Origin of the sequence: Brevibacterium sp. ACRRH (assembly GCF_022346365.1) — a bacterium.
Classification (GTDB): Bacteria; Actinomycetota; Actinomycetes; order Actinomycetales; family Brevibacteriaceae; genus Brevibacterium; species Brevibacterium paucivorans.
The window spans coordinates 66,039-81,470 of record NZ_JAKRMN010000007.1 but is presented as its reverse complement, the minus strand read 5'-3'; the positions used below and the strand labels follow the sequence as shown (position 1 = coordinate 81,470).

Below are 15,432 nucleotides of genomic sequence, written 5' to 3'. Positions count from 1 at the left end.
GTGTATTCCCCTGAATCAGTTGTGGAAGTGGAGTGGCTTACCGGCAAGGGCGAGCATTGCTTCGCCGATTGCTTCGTTCTGAGTTGGGTGCCCGTGGATGAGGTGTGCGACCTCTTCTGGGAATGCTTCCCAGTTGATGATGAGCTGCGCTTCACCAACCTGTTCAGAGAAACGAGCTCCGATACCGCACAGACCCACAACTGGGCCTTCCTTGACACGGACGGCTTTGACGAAACCGTTGGTCTTGAGGATTGCAGACTTAGCGTTACCGCCCAATGGGAACTTCACGCTGGCGATCTTGTCTTCACCGTACTTTTCCTTGGCCTGGTCCTCGGTGAGTCCCACGGAGAAGATTTCAGGTTCTGAGTAGGTGGCACGTGGCACACCGTTTTCATCAACTGGAGTTGGCTCAAGTCCCGCAATTTCTTCTGCCACGAAGATTCCGTGTCCAAACGAACGGTGAGCCAGCTGCAGACCAGGAACGATGTCACCGACTGCCCAAATGTTGCCAACGCCGGTGTGCAGGCGTTCGTTGGTGACAACGAATCCACGGTCGAGCTTCACGCCTGCTTCTTCGTAGCCGAAGCCAGCTGTGACCGGTCCACGACCAACGGCGACCAAGAGAACGTCAGCTTCGAGCTCTGAACCGTCTTCGAGCTGAACCTTTACACCGTTGTCGTCCTGTTCGACGCTCTTGAACTTCACGCCCAGTTTGGACTTGATCTTGCGACGACGGAATGCCTTTTCCAGTTCCTTCGAAATGTCGGCATCTTCGTTAGCGACGAGGCGGGGGAGTCCTTCAACAATCGTGACTTCCGAACCAAGCGAGGACCAGATGCTTGCGAACTCACAACCGATCACACCGCCACCCAGAACGATCGCGCTGCCTGGCACCTCGGTGTGGCTCAGCGCTTCAGTGCTGGTAAGAACGCGACCACCAATTTCGATTCCGATCGTCTTCGGTTCGGAGCCGGTAGCCAGAATGATGTTCTTGGCGTCCAGTTCAAGTTCACCTTCATCAGTGGACACGGTCACCGTGGACTGGTCCTTCAGCTTGGCTTCACCGCTGATGAGGTCAACGCCGTCAGCCTTGATCATGCCGGACAGGCCCTTGTGGTTGCGGTCAACAATTCCATCTTTGAACTTGATGGCCGCTTCCATGTCGACGCCCTGGAACTCGGAAAGGATACCGAAGCTCTTGGAGTCACGGACGCTGTGAGCGACTTCCGCTACGTGCAACAGCGCCTTGGTGGGAATACACCCGCGGTGGAGGCATGTTCCACCTACTTTGTCGCGTTCGATGAGTGCGACCTTCATGTCAAGCTGTGACGCACGGATTGCAGCCGCGTAACCAGCTGTTCCGCCTCCCAGAATGACCAAGTCGTACGAGTTCTTAGATTCAACCACGATGAGCTCCTCATACTCGTGAAAACAAATTGCCGTATCAGCGGTTATTCTTATCTTTCCACGAACTGGGAAAGATTTGGCAACACGTTGCGGGAAGAAAGCCGAATGTGGTGCGAACAACAGTAGAGTTCACACCACATTCCATGCTTGACATCCGCACAATCGTGCGCGAGACCAGGATTATTTGCTCATTGAGCGGGCAAACTCAACAAGCGTCCGCACTGGAACACCGGTCCCGCCTTCGGGCGTGTAACCCCAAGGGCTGGTCGTGAACGATGGCCCAGCAATGTCGATGTGTGCCCATTCGGTACCTTCTTCAATGAATTCCTTCAAGAAGATACCGGCTGCCAACATTCCACCTTCGCGTGTACCAGAGTTCTTCAGGTCGGCAGTCGCAGAGCGGAACTGTTCGCGGATCTCCTCAGGGAACGGCATTGGCCACACCTGCTCTCCGGACTCGTCAGCCGCCACACAGACGTTAGCGCGGGCAACCTCGGTCCCCATGACACCCGTCGTGCGCTTACCGAGTGCCACAATCTGAGCGCCGGTGAGCGTTGCAATGTCGATAACGACGTCCGGGTTGTCCTTCTGCGCGGCAACCAGACCGTCTGCCAATACCAGGCGACCTTCAGCATCGGTGTTGGTGATCTCAACAGTCTTGCCACCAAGAATTGTGACAACGTCGGACGGGCGCTGCGCGTTGCCGTCAGGCATGTTTTCAGCCAGGCACAGCCATGCGGTGACCTTGACAGTCAGACCGAGGTCGGCGACGGCGAACAGCGTGTGTGCGGCTGCCGCTGCACCACCCATGTCCGACTTCATTTCCTCCATCGACTGAGCAGGCTTGAGAGACAGACCACCGGAGTCGAAAGTGATTCCCTTACCCACAAGCGCCAAGTGCTTTTCAGCCTTCTTAGGCGAGTACTCGAGCTTGACCAAGCGAGGACCACGCGCAGAACCACGGCCTACACCGTGCAGACCGCCGTAACCATTTTCTTCCAGATACTTAGCGTCATACACCGTCGCCTTAACCTTGCGGCCCTTGGACAGTTCGCTCACGCGGTTAGCAAAGGTCTCTGGGTACAGGTCCAGCGGAGGCTGGTTCACCAGGTCGCGAGCACCAATCACACCGGAAGCGATAACGCGGGCTTCCTCGACAGCGTCCTTGAACTTCTTAGCCGTGATAACGGTGATCTCGGACGCGGTCCTCTTCTTTTCGCTCACATAGTCGTTGTAGCGGTACGCGCCCAACATGGCGCCCAACGTGATCGCAGCTGCGACCTCGGCGGTGGGGGTGGGGATCGCAAAGGCGACCGACACCTCGGCGTCCAACCCGCGAGTAAATGACCCCACGTGCTGGCGGAGCTTTTCAAGGTCATCTTCCAACTTCTCAACTTCACCAACGCCAATGACCGCGACGCTCTTAGCACTCACACCTTTGGGTGCGGCGACACGCACTGACGAACCAGCTTTACCGGCGAAGTCGATCGCATCAAGCGCACCCGTGAGCTCTTTGACGACCGATTTGTCCAACTCAGCGAGAACAGCGCCGTTGTGCGCCTTCGCAACCACCAAAATGTCAGCCTTCACCTTCGAAGCAGACGCATTCGAAGCCGACACTGAAAGCGGGACTGTTGGCATAAGTAACATTCCTTCCGTTTATTGGGTTCTTTTCGATACTAGTCGAATCAGCCCGATACGATGAGGGTGTGTATGACTTCTTGTTTCGCAACGTCCTGACTCACGTCGACCCAGAGCGCGCACACCACATGAGCATGTCAACGCTCAAGGCGCTGGACACGGCAGGACTTGGTTCCTATTTAGCCGAAATGTACGGGACTGCTCCCGATCCGGTGAACGTGCTTGGCCTCCAGTTCCCCAACCGTGTGGGTCTGGCGGCAGGATTCGACAAGAACGGAAGCGCGATCCGTGCGTTGTCCCGATTGGGATTTGGCCACATCGAAGTAGGCACCATCACCGCACACTCGCAGCCGGGCAACCCCAAACCACGCCTGTTTAGGCTCACGGATCACCACGCGATCCTCAATCGCATGGGCTTTAACAACGACGGGGCACGGCAAGCAGTCTTCAACATCAAATCCGAACTCAAGAAGTTGCGGGTTCTGCCTGAGTCACGCCGGCCCATCGTTGGGATCAACATTGGAAAGACCAAAGTAGTTCCTGCAGATGACGCGGTGAGTGATTATGCGACATCGGCGCGGCTGTTGAGCCCGCTTGCGGACTACCTTGTTATTAATGTCAGTTCGCCCAACACCCCGGGATTGCGGGATCTACAAGCAATCGACACGTTACGTCCAATTGTTGACGCTGTGCGCGATGAAGCAGATTCGGCTGTGCCCAACCCCCGCTCAACCCTGGGCCACGTACCGCTGCTAGTGAAAATCGCACCTGATCTGAACGACCAGGACATCTTGGAAGTCGCAGACATGTGTATTGACGCTGGGGTAGACGGACTCATCTGCACAAACACCACCATTAACCGTGACGTCCTTTCCGGACAAGACAAGGAACTTGCTCAATCAGAAGCCGGTGGCATCTCCGGTCGCCCCGTTGCTGACCGGTCCGTGGAAGTCCTTCGGCTCATCCGCGCGCACACGGATGCGCTCACGCTGGTATCCGTAGGCGGAATAGAAACTGCGGCCCACGCTCACGAGCGTCTGGCCGCAGGTGCGTCGCTGGTGCAGGGCTACACGGGCATGATTTACCGCGGCCCTGGCTGGGCGTCACAAATCACGAAGGGTATTCGCCACGCTTAACCTTGGCGCGCGGAGTGCGCAGAACACGTAGCTGGATCGCGCGCATCGTCGCGTAGAAGCCCAGCCCGCGTTCCAGGTTCTCCTTGCCACCGAACTTCTGGGCCATGCGCCCACGGAGCTGATAGCTAAGGAAGATCGAGTCCAGGATGATCAGAGCAAACAGCCCGTATACCACAATGGTCGCGTACAACTGAATCTGCCTGTTGCTGAAAATACCGATAAGCAACACCAGCACCGCCACTGGAATGAGCAACTCACCAATCGAGAACCGGGCATCCACAAAGTCACGAACGTAGCGTCGCTGCGGCCCTTTGTCACGGGCAGTCAGGTAACGCTCGTCACCCTCGAGGACACCTCGGCGGGCTTCGTCACGCTGTTTAGCCATTTCCGCACGGTACTTGCGCTTCGCCTCTTTCCGGTCATCGGGCACCAAGGAGCGTTTCCGCTTCGCTTCCTGCTCTTTGCGGGTGGGCGTGGGCTTGTTCTTTTTAGCTTCGGCATCGCGAACGGTCGGCTCCTGGGGAGCCGTGTTCTGCTCAACTTCTTGAGCGTCCGTCGCTTTGTCTTTTTTCCGTCCAAACACGCCCAACATAGTATCGGAAGTATGACTAACAACTCTCACCCCGCCCAGGCGGGTCCTTCAGATTCCAATGTTTCAGACACCTTGACCCCAGAGAACTTGCGCACGGCTCTCGATGCTGAGTTTGACCGCGTGCTTTCTCAGCTCTCCGAGCTCGTGGCTATCGAATCCGTCGCATGGCCGGCCTATGACCGTCGCAATGTGGAAAAGAGCGCCGAGGTCGTTGCCCAGATGGCGCGCGAACTTACGTTCGACTCGGTTGAGATTCTGACGGCACAAACACCCGACGGTGATGACGGCTACCCAGCTGTTGTTGCGCGGAAAGAAGCGCCAGAAGGTCGCCCCACTGTCGTTTTGTACGCGCACCACGACGTTCAACCAACCGGCGACGTTGCCCTGTGGGACACCGAACCTTTTGTTGCAACCGTCAAGGGCGACCGTATGTATGGGCGTGGCGCAGCCGATGACAAAGCCGGTGCCATGGTCCACTTGACCGCGCTCAAGCTGTTGGGTGATGAGCTCAATGTGGGAGTCGTCCTTTTCATCGAGGGAGAAGAGGAGGCCGGCTCTCCAAGTTTCAACAACTTCCTGCACACGTACCGCGACAAGCTCGAAGGCGATGTCATCGTCGTTGCCGACTCGGGTAACTGGGCGGAACGCGTTCCTGCGCTGACCGTGAGCCTGCGTGGAATGGTGGCGCTCGAGTTCTCACTCAGCACCCTCAAGCACTCGGTCCACTCCGGTATGTACGGAGGCGTTGTTCCTGACGCAGGTATGGCCATGATCCGTCTGTTGGGAACGCTCCACAACGCAGACGGCTCTGTTGCGGTTGAGGGACTCGTTCAGAACGAAGACGTCGCAAGCGACTATGACGAAGCGACCATTCGTAGGGACTCCGGTGTTCTCGACAGCACAGAACTCATTGGTTCCGGGCCGTTCTCAAGCCGCGTGTGGTCCAAGCCTGCGCTCACTGTGATCGGCATCGACATTCCTGATGTAGACCACTCGTCGAACACTTTGCAGTCATCGGTGCGCGCCAAGGTTTCCATGCGGTTAGCTCCGGGCCAGGACCCACAGGACGCTTTGTCGAAGCTTAAGCAGCACCTGAAGGAAAACGTTCCATTTGGTGCCACGCTTGAGTTCGGTCCAGAGGAGTCGGGCGCACCGTGGCAGGCAAACTTGGACGACCCTCGCGTCGCCGTTGCAAAACAGGCGATCACCGACGGTTTTGGTGCAGACGTCGTCGAAATGGGACTCGGAGGGTCGATTCCGTTCATTGCCGACCTCCTGGAGGTTTTCCCTCAAGCTTCGATTTTGGTCACCGGCATCGAGGACCCAGACACGCGTGCTCACAGCGCCAACGAGTCATTGTTCTTGCCGGACTTTAAATCGGCTATCGTGTCTGAAGCTCTATTCCTGCACCGTTTGGGAAAATCCGAGTAAGACAAGCGGAATAGAATACGCGTACAGTACGTTAGGCATAAACAGACGACGTGTCATTGACGAGTTGACCAGTTATTAAGGAGTACACATGACCGCACCTGCAACCCACGGTGTTGAACTTTCGACGGTTGCCGCCGACAAAGTCCGTAGCCTCCTTGAACAGGAAGGTCGCGACGACCTCCGTCTGCGCATTGCGGTACAGCCCGGTGGATGCTCTGGTCTCATTTACCAGCTCTACTTCGATGAACGCATGCTCGACGGTGACGCGGTCCGTGACTTCGACGGCGTTGAAGTCATTGTGGACCGCATGAGCGTTCCATACCTCGACGGCTCCACCATCGACTTCTCCGACACCATCGAAAAGCAAGGGTTCACCATCGACAACCCGAACGCGCAGGGATCCTGCGCGTGCGGTGACTCCTTCAGTTAAAACTCGCCGCTCAACGAAAACTTCAACGACCTCGGCGATGGACCCCAGGGACCTGTGTTGCGTCAGCAACGAAATCACGGTGCCTGGGGTTCTTTCTGCTTACCGCAGCGGTCTGTTTCCCATGGGGGTAGGCGAGCAGGGGAGTGGACCGATTGGGTGGTGGTCGCCCGTGTGGCGCGGTGTTTTGTTTCCGGGGGACTTGCGTGTGAGTAAGAGTCTGCGGAAGTCGGTGCGCAAGTTTGAGTTTTCTTTTGACGCCGCCTTTCCCGAGGTCGTTGACGCGTGTGCTGATCCAAAGCGGCCAGGCGCGTGGATTACACCACAGATACGGGACCTTTACTGCGAACTTCACGACCGAGGTGTTGCGCATTCGGTGGAAGTTTGGAAAGACGGCGAGCTTGCAGGTGGCCTCTACGGCGTGTGGTTGGGGAAATTGTTCGCCGGCGAGTCGATGTTTCACCGGGTGACCGATGCGTCGAAGACGGCTTTGGTCGAGCTAGTTCGAGTCCTTTCTGACGCGTGTGGGCACGAATGGATCATCGATACACAGTGGCAAACACCGCATCTCAAGAGCTTGGGCGTGTCGGAAATTGTTGCTGGGAAGTACCGCCAACAACTCGCGTTAGCGCTACAGGATGTAGATTTTTCAGGAATTTCCCATAAATCGGGCAGTTAGCGTGAATTTCTACCGCATGTAGCGGTAAGGTGTATTCGTCAACGTTTGTGTTCGGACCATTTAGGCTGGCTTTTTGTCACACAAGATGGTCCGACTAGGTTTCGAAAGGCTGCACGTGGATTCTCCGAATCAGCCAGTACGCAAGTCTGGCGCACGCTGGGCTAAGCGAGTTGGTGTTTTAGGCGGACTAGCCAGCACGGTGCTTCTCGCAGGTTGCACAAAAGAACAGTGGGAGGTTGGTTTCCTCCCACCAGAGTCGAAGGGTGCAACGAGCCACACCGACCACTACATCTCACTGTGGAACGGTAGCTGGATCGCATTGCTCGCCGTAGGTGCTATCACCTGGGGACTCATGCTGTTCTGCATCATCGCCTTCCGCCGTCGCAAGAAAGACCGCGGACTGCCTGTGCAGGTGCAATACAACATGCCGGTGGAAATCTTGTACACAGTGCTTCCCATTATTTTGGTTGTGGGCTTCTTCTTCGCAACCGTCAACACCCTCGACAAGACCGTGTACGACGACACGCCTGGCGAGGTGAAAGTCGAGGTTGTCGGTAAGCAGTGGGCGTGGGACTTCAACTATCTCACCGAGAACGCATACTACGGCGGTAAGCAGGTCAACCTCGACGGTACCGAGCAGCCCGGAATCGACGCTCCAACACTGTACCTTCCGGCAAACACTGACGTTGAGATCGAGCTTCGCTCACGTGACGTCATCCACTCGTTCTGGATTCCTGCGTTCCTTGAGAAGCGCGACATGGTTCCAGGGCGTGTTGAAACGCTTCACCTTCGTATGGACAAAGAAGGGGAGTACGTCGGTAAGTGCGCTGAGCTCTGTGGTGAGTTCCACGCAGAAATGATTTTCAACGTCAAGGTTGTTTCCCTTGACGAATACAAGGCGTACACCGAAAAACTAAAGGCTGAAGGAAATGAGGGTCGCCTCGGACCTGAGCTGGACCGTACCGAATGGTACAAGAACCCTTACACCAAGGAAGGGGATAAGTAATGACTGCCGTGGCGAATGAAACGCAGTCGGTCGTCGACGAACCTAAGGTGCCCAAGAGCTTGGGCAAGATCATCGTCAACTGGATAACCTCGACTGACCACAAGACCATCGGGTACATGTACCTGATTGTGTCGTTCGTGTTCTTCTGCATCGGTGGTGTGATGGCGCTATTGCTTCGCGCAGAGCTTTTCGCACCGGGCATGCAGTTCATTGAGACAAAGGAACAGTACAACCAGCTGTTCACAATGCACGGAACGATTATGTTGCTCATGTTCGCAACGCCTCTCTTCGCAGGATTTGCGAACGTGATCATGCCTTTGCAGATCGGTGCTCCCGACGTTGCGTTCCCTCGACTGAACGCATTTGCTTTCTGGCTGTTCCTGTTTGGTTCACTGATCGCTTGCTCAGGGTTTTTGACCCCTCAGGGTGCGGCGTCGTTCGGGTGGACGGCGTATGCCCCGTTGAGTAACACCACATACACACCGGGTATTGGTGGACACTTGTGGGTCTTGGGACTTGGTTTCCAAGGATTCGGTACCATCCTCGGTGGTGTGAACTTTATTACCACCATCATTACGATGCGTGCGCCTGGTATGACGATGTTCCGTATGTCTGTGTTTACGTGGAACACCCTGATCACCGGTATCCTCATCCTGATGGCATTCCCACCTCTTGCAGCTTCGCTGTTCGCTTTGGGTGCAGACCGCATCTTTGGCGCACACATCTTCAGCCCCGAGAACGGTGGGCCAATCCTTTGGCAACACCTCTTCTGGTTCTTCGGTCACCCAGAGGTATACGTGATTGCGCTTCCGTTCTTCGGTATTGTTTCTGAAATTTTCCCAGTCTTTAGCCGTAAGCCGATTTTCGGTTACAAGATGCTGGTGTATGCAACGGTCACCATTGCGGCACTCTCAGTATCGGTATGGGCTCACCACATGTACGTGACTGGCGCGGTTCTGTTGCCGTTCTTCGCGTTCATGACCATGCTCATCGCTGTTCCAACAGGTGTGAAGATTTTTAACTGGATCTTCACCATGTTCAAGGGATCCCTCACTTTTGAAACGCCGATGCTCTGGTCGCTTGGGTTCCTTGTCAGCTTCGTGTTCGGTGGACTTACCGGTGTTATCTTGGCGAGCCCTGCACTCGACCAGCAGTTGGCTGACTCGTACTTCGTTGTTGCTCACTTCCACTACGTGATCTTCGGAACCGTGGTATTCGCAATGTTCGCAGGCTTCTACTTCTGGTGGCCAAAGTGGACCGGAAAGATGCTCAACGAGACCCTGGGTAAGATCCACTTCTGGCTGTTGTTCTTCGGCTTCCACGGCACCTTCCTGGTGCAGCACTGGTTGGGCGCGGAAGGTATGCCACGTCGTTACGCAGACTACCTCCCACAGGACGGATGGACGTTCCTCAACGAGGTGTCCACATGGGGTGCATTGCTTCTGGCTCTCTCCATGATTCCGTGGTTCTGGAACGTGTGGATCACCGCACGTAACGCACCTAAGGTAACTGTCGACGACCCATGGGGTTACGGCGGATCACTCGAATGGGCGACTTCGTGTCCACCTCCACGCCACAACTTCACGTCACTGCCACGTATCCGTTCGGAACGTCCAGCATTTGACGCGAACCACCCCGAACTATTGGAACTCGCGGGACACCCACGCGACTCCTACTCACTGCCAGCTAAGAACGAAGGAGCTTCCAAGTGAAATCAGCCGGATGGATCATGCTGACCACTGCGTTCTTCTTCATTCCAGTGGGTATTGTGTACGGGTTCCTCACCAACTTCGAAGAGATGGTTGGGTTCCCAGCGCTCGTCGTGACCGGCCTCATGTCGATCATGGTTGGTGGCTACATCCTCTTGCACCACAAGAGCATTGGAGCCCAGCCGCAGGACAATGAGGCTGGCGAGATCTCGGATGAAGCCTACGAGTACGGCTTCTACAGCCCGTGGTCGTGGTGGCCACTTGTACTTGCAACCGGTGCGGCGATTATGTTCGTCGGAGTAGCGGTTGGATTCTGGATCATGCCATTCGGAGCAGTGATCTCTCTTGTTGGTCTGATTGGCCTTGTCTACGAGTACGATCGTGGTGATCACGCCCACTAAGCGTTAAGTAGCGCAAAGGGGGCCACAGCGTTTTTACGCTGTGGCCCCTTTGCGTATCTGGGTGTACTCGGTACTGCGCAAAGAGTCCACGCCCACACCCGTGCCCGTTACCTTGTGAGCGCCCACGATGGCCCGGGGGTCTGGTCGCTCGGCCGGGTATAACTTTGTTGCCCTGCCATCAATGATGCTCCAGGGAAGGACAGCATCGTGAACACACGCTTTGCGGTCGTGATCGGCTTGGACGTCGCGAAGAGCAGCCATCACGCCTGCGCCCTCTACCTCGACGGGGAGAAGCTGTTCGACAAGCCTCTCCCGCAGGACGAGGCCACATTGCGCGACCTCTTCACGGAGCTTCAGGACCGTGGCTCGGGAGGTCGAGGGCATGTTGGAGGATTCCCTCTCGCCTCGGTCTTGATGAGCATGCCGGGATCGCACCGGTCACACGAAGATCCGGCACCTACTACCAGCCCCCGATCACCGAACCAACCGCTCCCGCGGCCAGACTCGAAACATAGGGACACCCCCCAGGATGAGTAACCCGTCGAGTAATGGGTACAAGCGAAAGTGTTCCGATTGATAAGAGTGTCTAGCCAACTGCGTGTATAACCGATAACGCTGTCTTGCGTATCCGTGTCTGGGCGTAAGGCACAACTGCGCAAAGTGAGCATAACTACGCAATATAATGCGCCGTCACGCTCACTTTGCGCCATTAGACACAAAAGGAGCGGGTGGGAATACTCCCACCCGCTCCTTTAACTAGGTATTAGCCGATCGACTCACTTCTCAATCTGGTCGTGGTCGCTCTTACCTTCAACAGCGTGGTCATGGTGTGCTGCGTCAAGTTCAGCCTTAGTGACCGGTGCGACGCGGTCTTCGAAGAAGAACTTCGAGAGCTTCGCACGGTTACGCTCGGCCTTGGTGATGACGCCCTTTTCATTCGGCTGGGCCGGAATGTACTTAGGCGATTCGAAGGAAGTCAAGACCCACAGCTTTTCAGGCGACAGTGGTTCGTGACGTTCCTGGTACTCACCATGTGGCAGACGGATAATCTGACCCGTTTCCCGGCCGTGTAGCGCAATCTCGCGGTCCTTACGCTGCAGTCCAAGGCACACACGTTTGGTGATGATGTAACCGATCACTGGTCCAGCGAAGAACAGGACACGGAAGATGTAAATCATGTCGTTCAGCGACATGTGGAACATCACTGCGATAAGGTCACCAGACGCAGCAGCCCACATGTTGAGGTACCAAATCGATACTGCAACACCCAGAGCGGTACGGGTAGGCGTGTTACGTGGACGATCCAGTATGTGGTGCTCACGGTAGTCCTTGGTCACCCACTGCTCAATGAATGGCCATGCAATCATTCCACCGAACAGCACACCCGCAGCCAAGAGGGCCGAGAAGATGTTGAAGCTGATGGGGAATCCAGCAATGTAGAACTCGAACCAGCCCGGAATAATACGCAGGTAACCGTCCATCCATCCGATGTACCAGTCAGGCTGCGTACCAGCCGAAACAGGGGAGGGGTCATATGGACCGTAGTTCCACACTGCGTTAATCGTGAACAGACCCGAGATCAGTGTCAGAAGCGCTGTGATGAGGAAGAAGAATCCTCCACCCTTCGCAGCGAACGTTGGCAGAACTGGTTCACCAACAACATTCTTGTTGGTGTGTCCAGCGCCAGGCCACTGCGTGTGCTTGTGGATCACAACGAACATCAGGTGGACACCGATCAGCGCAATAAGAATGGCCGGAACCAGCATGATGTGGAACATGTACAGACGGGACACAATGTCGACACCTGGGAACTCTCCACCAAACAGGAAGAACGAGATGTACGTACCTACCAGCGGAATACTCTTGAGCAGACCGTCGATGATTCGGAGACCGTTACCCGAAAGCAGGTCGTCAGGGAGCGAGTAACCGGTGAACCCGGCTGCCATGCCCATTGCGATCAGGGCGACACCGATCATCCAGTTGATCTCACGAGGCTTGCGGTATGCACCGGTGAAGTAGATACGCAGTGCGTGCAAGCTCAGCGCCGCCATGAACAGCAGTGCTGCCCAGTGGTGGATCTGGCGGATGAAGAGTCCACCGCGAATCTCAAATGAGATTGCGAGCGTCGAAGCATATGCTTCTGACATCTCGACACCCTTGAGTGGCACGAATGGGCCGTTGTAAATGGTTTCGCCCATTGCTGGCTTGAACCAAAGAGTCAGGAACGTACCCGAGATCAGCAGGATGACGAAGCTGTAAAGAGCAACCTCACCCAACATGAAAGACCAGTGGCTTGGGAAGATCTTACGACCAAACTCGCGCACTGCAACCGAAGCGCCCGTACGCGCTTCGATCCATTTTGCTGAATCCTGAAGTGCTTTCGACTCAGTCACTTGAACGTTACTCATTCAGTCTCAGTCTCCCTCGTGTGGATCTCCCAGAAGGTCGGTCCGACTGGTTCAGGGAAGTCGCGCTGTGCAACGAGGTACCCTTCGCTGTCGACCGTAATCGGGAGCTGTGGAAGTGGGCGCTTTGCAGGGCCGAAGATCACCTTGCAGTGGTTTGTCACGTCGAAGGTCGACTGGTGGCATGGGCACAGCAGGTGGTGTGTCTGGTGCTCGTACAGAGCAACTGGGCAACCCACGTGAGTACAAATCTTGGAGTATGCGACTACTCCGTCAATGCCCCAGTCTTCCTTAGCTGGGTCCGTCTTGAGTTCGCGTGGGTCAACGCGCATCAGGAGAACCGCTGCTTTAGCCTTCTCGTTCAGCGGGTGACCGGACTTTGCGATACCTTCTGGCAGAACGTGGAAAGCCGAACCGATGGTGACGTCAGCAAGCTTGATCGGACGCTCGGCACCTTCGTGAGGAATACCGCCCGGGTCCTGGATCAGACGAACGCCTGGTCCCCACAGCGTTTCAAACAGTTTGTTTCCTGGAAGTGGACCGAGGTCGCGCAAAACAAGCACAGCAGGCAGGGGAGCGATCGCTACCGCAGTGATGAGCATGTTGCGCAGAAGTGGGCGACGCGCGATGCCCGATTCTTCCTTGGCCTGGTTGAGAATCTCCAGTGCGATCGCCTGGTCTTCTTCGGACCCAGCGATGCGGTGGCGGTCTTCAACCACCTCAACGTCCGTGATCAGGTTCTTAGCCCAAAGAACAATTCCAATACCGATACCGGCAAGTGCGAGTGTCGCACCCAAGCCAAGCATGGTGTTCTGCAGTCGCAGTGCCTCCATGGTCCCGTCGAGCGGGAACAGGAAGTACGACACGATGAACCAGATGGTTCCAACCATGGAGGCCAGGAACCACATGGCAATCTGCCGTTCAGCTACTTTCGCAGCACCTGAGTCACTGTCTACAAGGCGCGGCTTGTGTTCAGGAAGTCCTGGGTTCACAAACCCATTCACCTGCTCCAGCTGGCCTGTTGTGCCAGTCAAATTCTTCGAGGTCATTCGCTTCCTCGTCTAGTTCTCAATACTGATTTCTTTGATCACTTAGCGCGGGCGGTCAGCCACACAGTGATCCCAACTACTGCTCCAAGGCCGAAGAACCAAATAAACAGACCTTCGGCGACTGGCCCAATCGAGCCCAACTTGAAACCACCTGGTGACGGCGGTTCAGACACGGTACGTACGTAGGCGATAACGTCGCGCTTCTGCTCAGGTGTGAGGTTCGCATCGTTGAAGATAGGCATGTTCTGAGGCCCTGTCTGCATTGCCTGGTAGAGGTGCTTCTCGGACACTTCAGACAGGTTTGGCGCGTACTTACCACGAGTCAGCGCACCACCGGCACCGACAACGTTGTGGCACATTGCGCAGTTTGTGCGGAAGAGTCCACCACCAGCAGCAGGGTCACCCTTGGAAGCGTCCAGGTACTCTTCGTCAGGAAGCGAAGGTCCAGGGCCCAGTGAAGCAACATACGCTGCCATCTGGTCGATTTCGTCCTGGCTGAACTGTGGCTTCTTCACCTGGCCCTGTGGCCCGTGCATCTGAAGCGGCATACGTCCGGTACCCACCTGGAAGTCAACAGCGGACGCACCTACACCAATGAGGCTTGGTCCGTTGGGGCTACCTTCTGCATTTGCGCCGTGGCAAGTTTTGCAGTTTGCAATGAAGAGCTTTTCACCAGCTTCGATGTCTTTGGCCGAAGCCTGCTGTGCCGTGGCGGTTGAGTTGTTAGTGAAGAGTGCGTAGGCACCTCCGGTCACCAACAGGCCCACGAGCAACAGGACGACCAGCGCCAGCGGGTGGCGACGGCGTTGCGCTAGAAGCTTCACGTTACGAGTCCTTTTCTGTCTGAGCTAGGCGATAAGTATTAGTGCAGGAGGTAAATCACTGCGAACAGGGCAACCCACACGACGTCCACGAAGTGCCAGTAGTACGACACGCAGACAGCAAAGGTTGCTTCACGGTGACCAAATTTCTTGGCACCGTACGCACGACCGACAACCATCAAGAAGGCGATAAGCCCACCGATCACGTGAAGACCGTGGAAACCGGTTGTCAGGTAGAACACCGACCCGTATGCGTTCGAGTTGAGGGCTACACCTTCACTGACGAGGGTCGCGTACTCAAAGACCTGTCCACCAATGAAGATTGCACCGAGAAAGAACGAGAGGAGGTACCACTCGATCATTCCCCACTTGCCAATCTCGAAGATGCCACCGGTACGTGCCGGCTTGAAGTGTTCGGCCTTGTGAACACCGAACTGACAGGTAATGGATGAGATCACCAGGACGGTTGTGTTAGCCAAGGCGAAGGGAACAGCCAGTTTTGGCGTTTCCTCCTGCCACATTTCAGGCGCGACAGACCGAATGGTGAAGTACATGGCGAAGAGCGCGGCAAAGAACATCAGCTCACTTCCAAGCCAAACAATGAACCCCACGGTTGAGGTGTTAGGCCGGTTGATCACTGGATGAACTGGCGCTGAATGAGATGCAGTTGCTGTTGACACAGGCCTATTATTACCCAGTTGGCAGGGTAATTTCATCTTTTACTCAGG

14 protein-coding genes and 1 pseudogene are annotated in these 15,432 nt (G+C 55.9%); 8 read left to right on the top strand and 7 right to left on the bottom strand.

Translation table 11 applies throughout. The features are described 5' to 3' along the window. Window positions 1-15: 15 nt before the first annotated feature. Entirely contained in the window at window positions 16-1,407 is a 1,392-nt protein-coding gene (lpdA, locus tag MHX53_RS08470) for a dihydrolipoyl dehydrogenase (protein WP_102237952.1), read from the bottom strand. Window positions 1,408-1,587: 180 nt separating this feature from the next. Beyond that, window positions 1,588-3,048: a leucyl aminopeptidase gene (locus tag MHX53_RS08465; protein WP_239272196.1), complete on the bottom strand. Its 1,461-nt coding sequence runs from the start codon at window positions 3,046-3,048 to the stop codon at window positions 1,588-1,590. Window positions 3,049-3,116: 68 nt separating this feature from the next. On the opposite strand from MHX53_RS08465, the gene MHX53_RS08460 reads away from it, so the two are divergent. After that, window positions 3,117-4,184, top strand: coding sequence for a quinone-dependent dihydroorotate dehydrogenase (locus MHX53_RS08460; RefSeq protein ID WP_239272194.1), 1,068 nt, complete (start codon window positions 3,117-3,119; stop codon window positions 4,182-4,184). Here MHX53_RS08460 and MHX53_RS08455 read toward each other — a convergent pair. After that, window positions 4,159-4,776, bottom strand: coding sequence for a DUF3043 domain-containing protein (locus MHX53_RS08455; protein ID WP_239272192.1), 618 nt, complete (start codon window positions 4,774-4,776; stop codon window positions 4,159-4,161). The genes MHX53_RS08460 and MHX53_RS08455 overlap by 26 nt on opposite strands. A gap of 12 nt (window positions 4,777-4,788) precedes the next feature. On the opposite strand from MHX53_RS08455, the gene MHX53_RS08450 reads away from it, so the two are divergent. The 7 genes and pseudogenes from MHX53_RS08450 to MHX53_RS11805 all read left to right on the top strand — a co-directional run. Then, the gene (locus MHX53_RS08450) at window positions 4,789-6,207 is read left to right on the top strand and encodes a dipeptidase (protein ID WP_239272190.1); all 1,419 of its coding nucleotides are present in this window, start codon (window positions 4,789-4,791) and stop codon (window positions 6,205-6,207) included. An 88-nt stretch (window positions 6,208-6,295) separates the two neighbouring features. Beyond that, window positions 6,296-6,637 (top strand): iron-sulfur cluster assembly accessory protein, encoded by a 342-nt coding sequence (locus MHX53_RS08445; RefSeq protein ID WP_102237947.1) that lies wholly within the window; start codon window positions 6,296-6,298, stop codon window positions 6,635-6,637. A gap of 37 nt (window positions 6,638-6,674) precedes the next feature. Next, window positions 6,675-7,313 carry a leucyl/phenylalanyl-tRNA--protein transferase gene (gene aat / locus MHX53_RS08440; protein WP_239272265.1) on the top strand — a complete coding sequence of 213 codons (639 nt, stop codon included), beginning with the start codon at window positions 6,675-6,677 and terminating at the stop codon, window positions 7,311-7,313. A 115-nt stretch (window positions 7,314-7,428) separates the two neighbouring features. Next, window positions 7,429-8,319, top strand: coding sequence for a cytochrome c oxidase subunit II (gene coxB, locus MHX53_RS08435; protein ID WP_239272188.1), 891 nt, complete (start codon window positions 7,429-7,431; stop codon window positions 8,317-8,319). Beyond that, entirely contained in the window at window positions 8,319-10,031 is a 1,713-nt protein-coding gene (ctaD, locus tag MHX53_RS08430) for a cytochrome c oxidase subunit I (RefSeq protein WP_239272186.1), read from the top strand. Before coxB ends, ctaD begins: the two co-directional genes overlap by 1 nt. Continuing rightward, entirely contained in the window at window positions 10,028-10,429 is a 402-nt protein-coding gene (locus tag MHX53_RS08425; RefSeq protein ID WP_239272184.1) for a cytochrome c oxidase subunit 4, read from the top strand. The genes ctaD and MHX53_RS08425 overlap by 4 nt, the downstream gene beginning before the upstream one ends. Window positions 10,430-10,606: 177 nt before the next feature. Then, window positions 10,607-10,771, top strand: a pseudogene (locus tag MHX53_RS11805) (transposase); the annotation flags it as partial. Between the two features lie 434 nt (window positions 10,772-11,205). Here the strand turns inward: MHX53_RS11805 and MHX53_RS08415 are convergent. From MHX53_RS08415 to MHX53_RS08400, 4 genes are read right to left on the bottom strand one after another with little or no spacing between them, the layout of a single operon-like run. Then, on the bottom strand, window positions 11,206-12,837 hold the full coding sequence (locus MHX53_RS08415; protein ID WP_239272182.1) for a ubiquinol-cytochrome c reductase cytochrome b subunit: 1,632 nt from the start codon (window positions 12,835-12,837) through the stop codon (window positions 11,206-11,208). Beyond that, entirely contained in the window at window positions 12,834-13,883 is a 1,050-nt protein-coding gene (locus MHX53_RS08410) for a Rieske 2Fe-2S domain-containing protein (protein ID WP_239272180.1), read from the bottom strand. Before MHX53_RS08410 ends, MHX53_RS08415 begins: the two co-directional genes overlap by 4 nt. A gap of 38 nt (window positions 13,884-13,921) precedes the next feature. Beyond that, the gene (locus MHX53_RS08405) at window positions 13,922-14,707 is read right to left on the bottom strand and encodes a cytochrome c (protein WP_204514339.1); all 786 of its coding nucleotides are present in this window, start codon (window positions 14,705-14,707) and stop codon (window positions 13,922-13,924) included. 38 nt (window positions 14,708-14,745) lie between these two features. Continuing rightward, on the bottom strand, window positions 14,746-15,420 hold the full coding sequence (locus MHX53_RS08400) for a heme-copper oxidase subunit III (RefSeq protein ID WP_275433679.1): 675 nt from the start codon (window positions 15,418-15,420) through the stop codon (window positions 14,746-14,748). Between the last annotated feature and the right edge of the window lie 12 nt (window positions 15,421-15,432).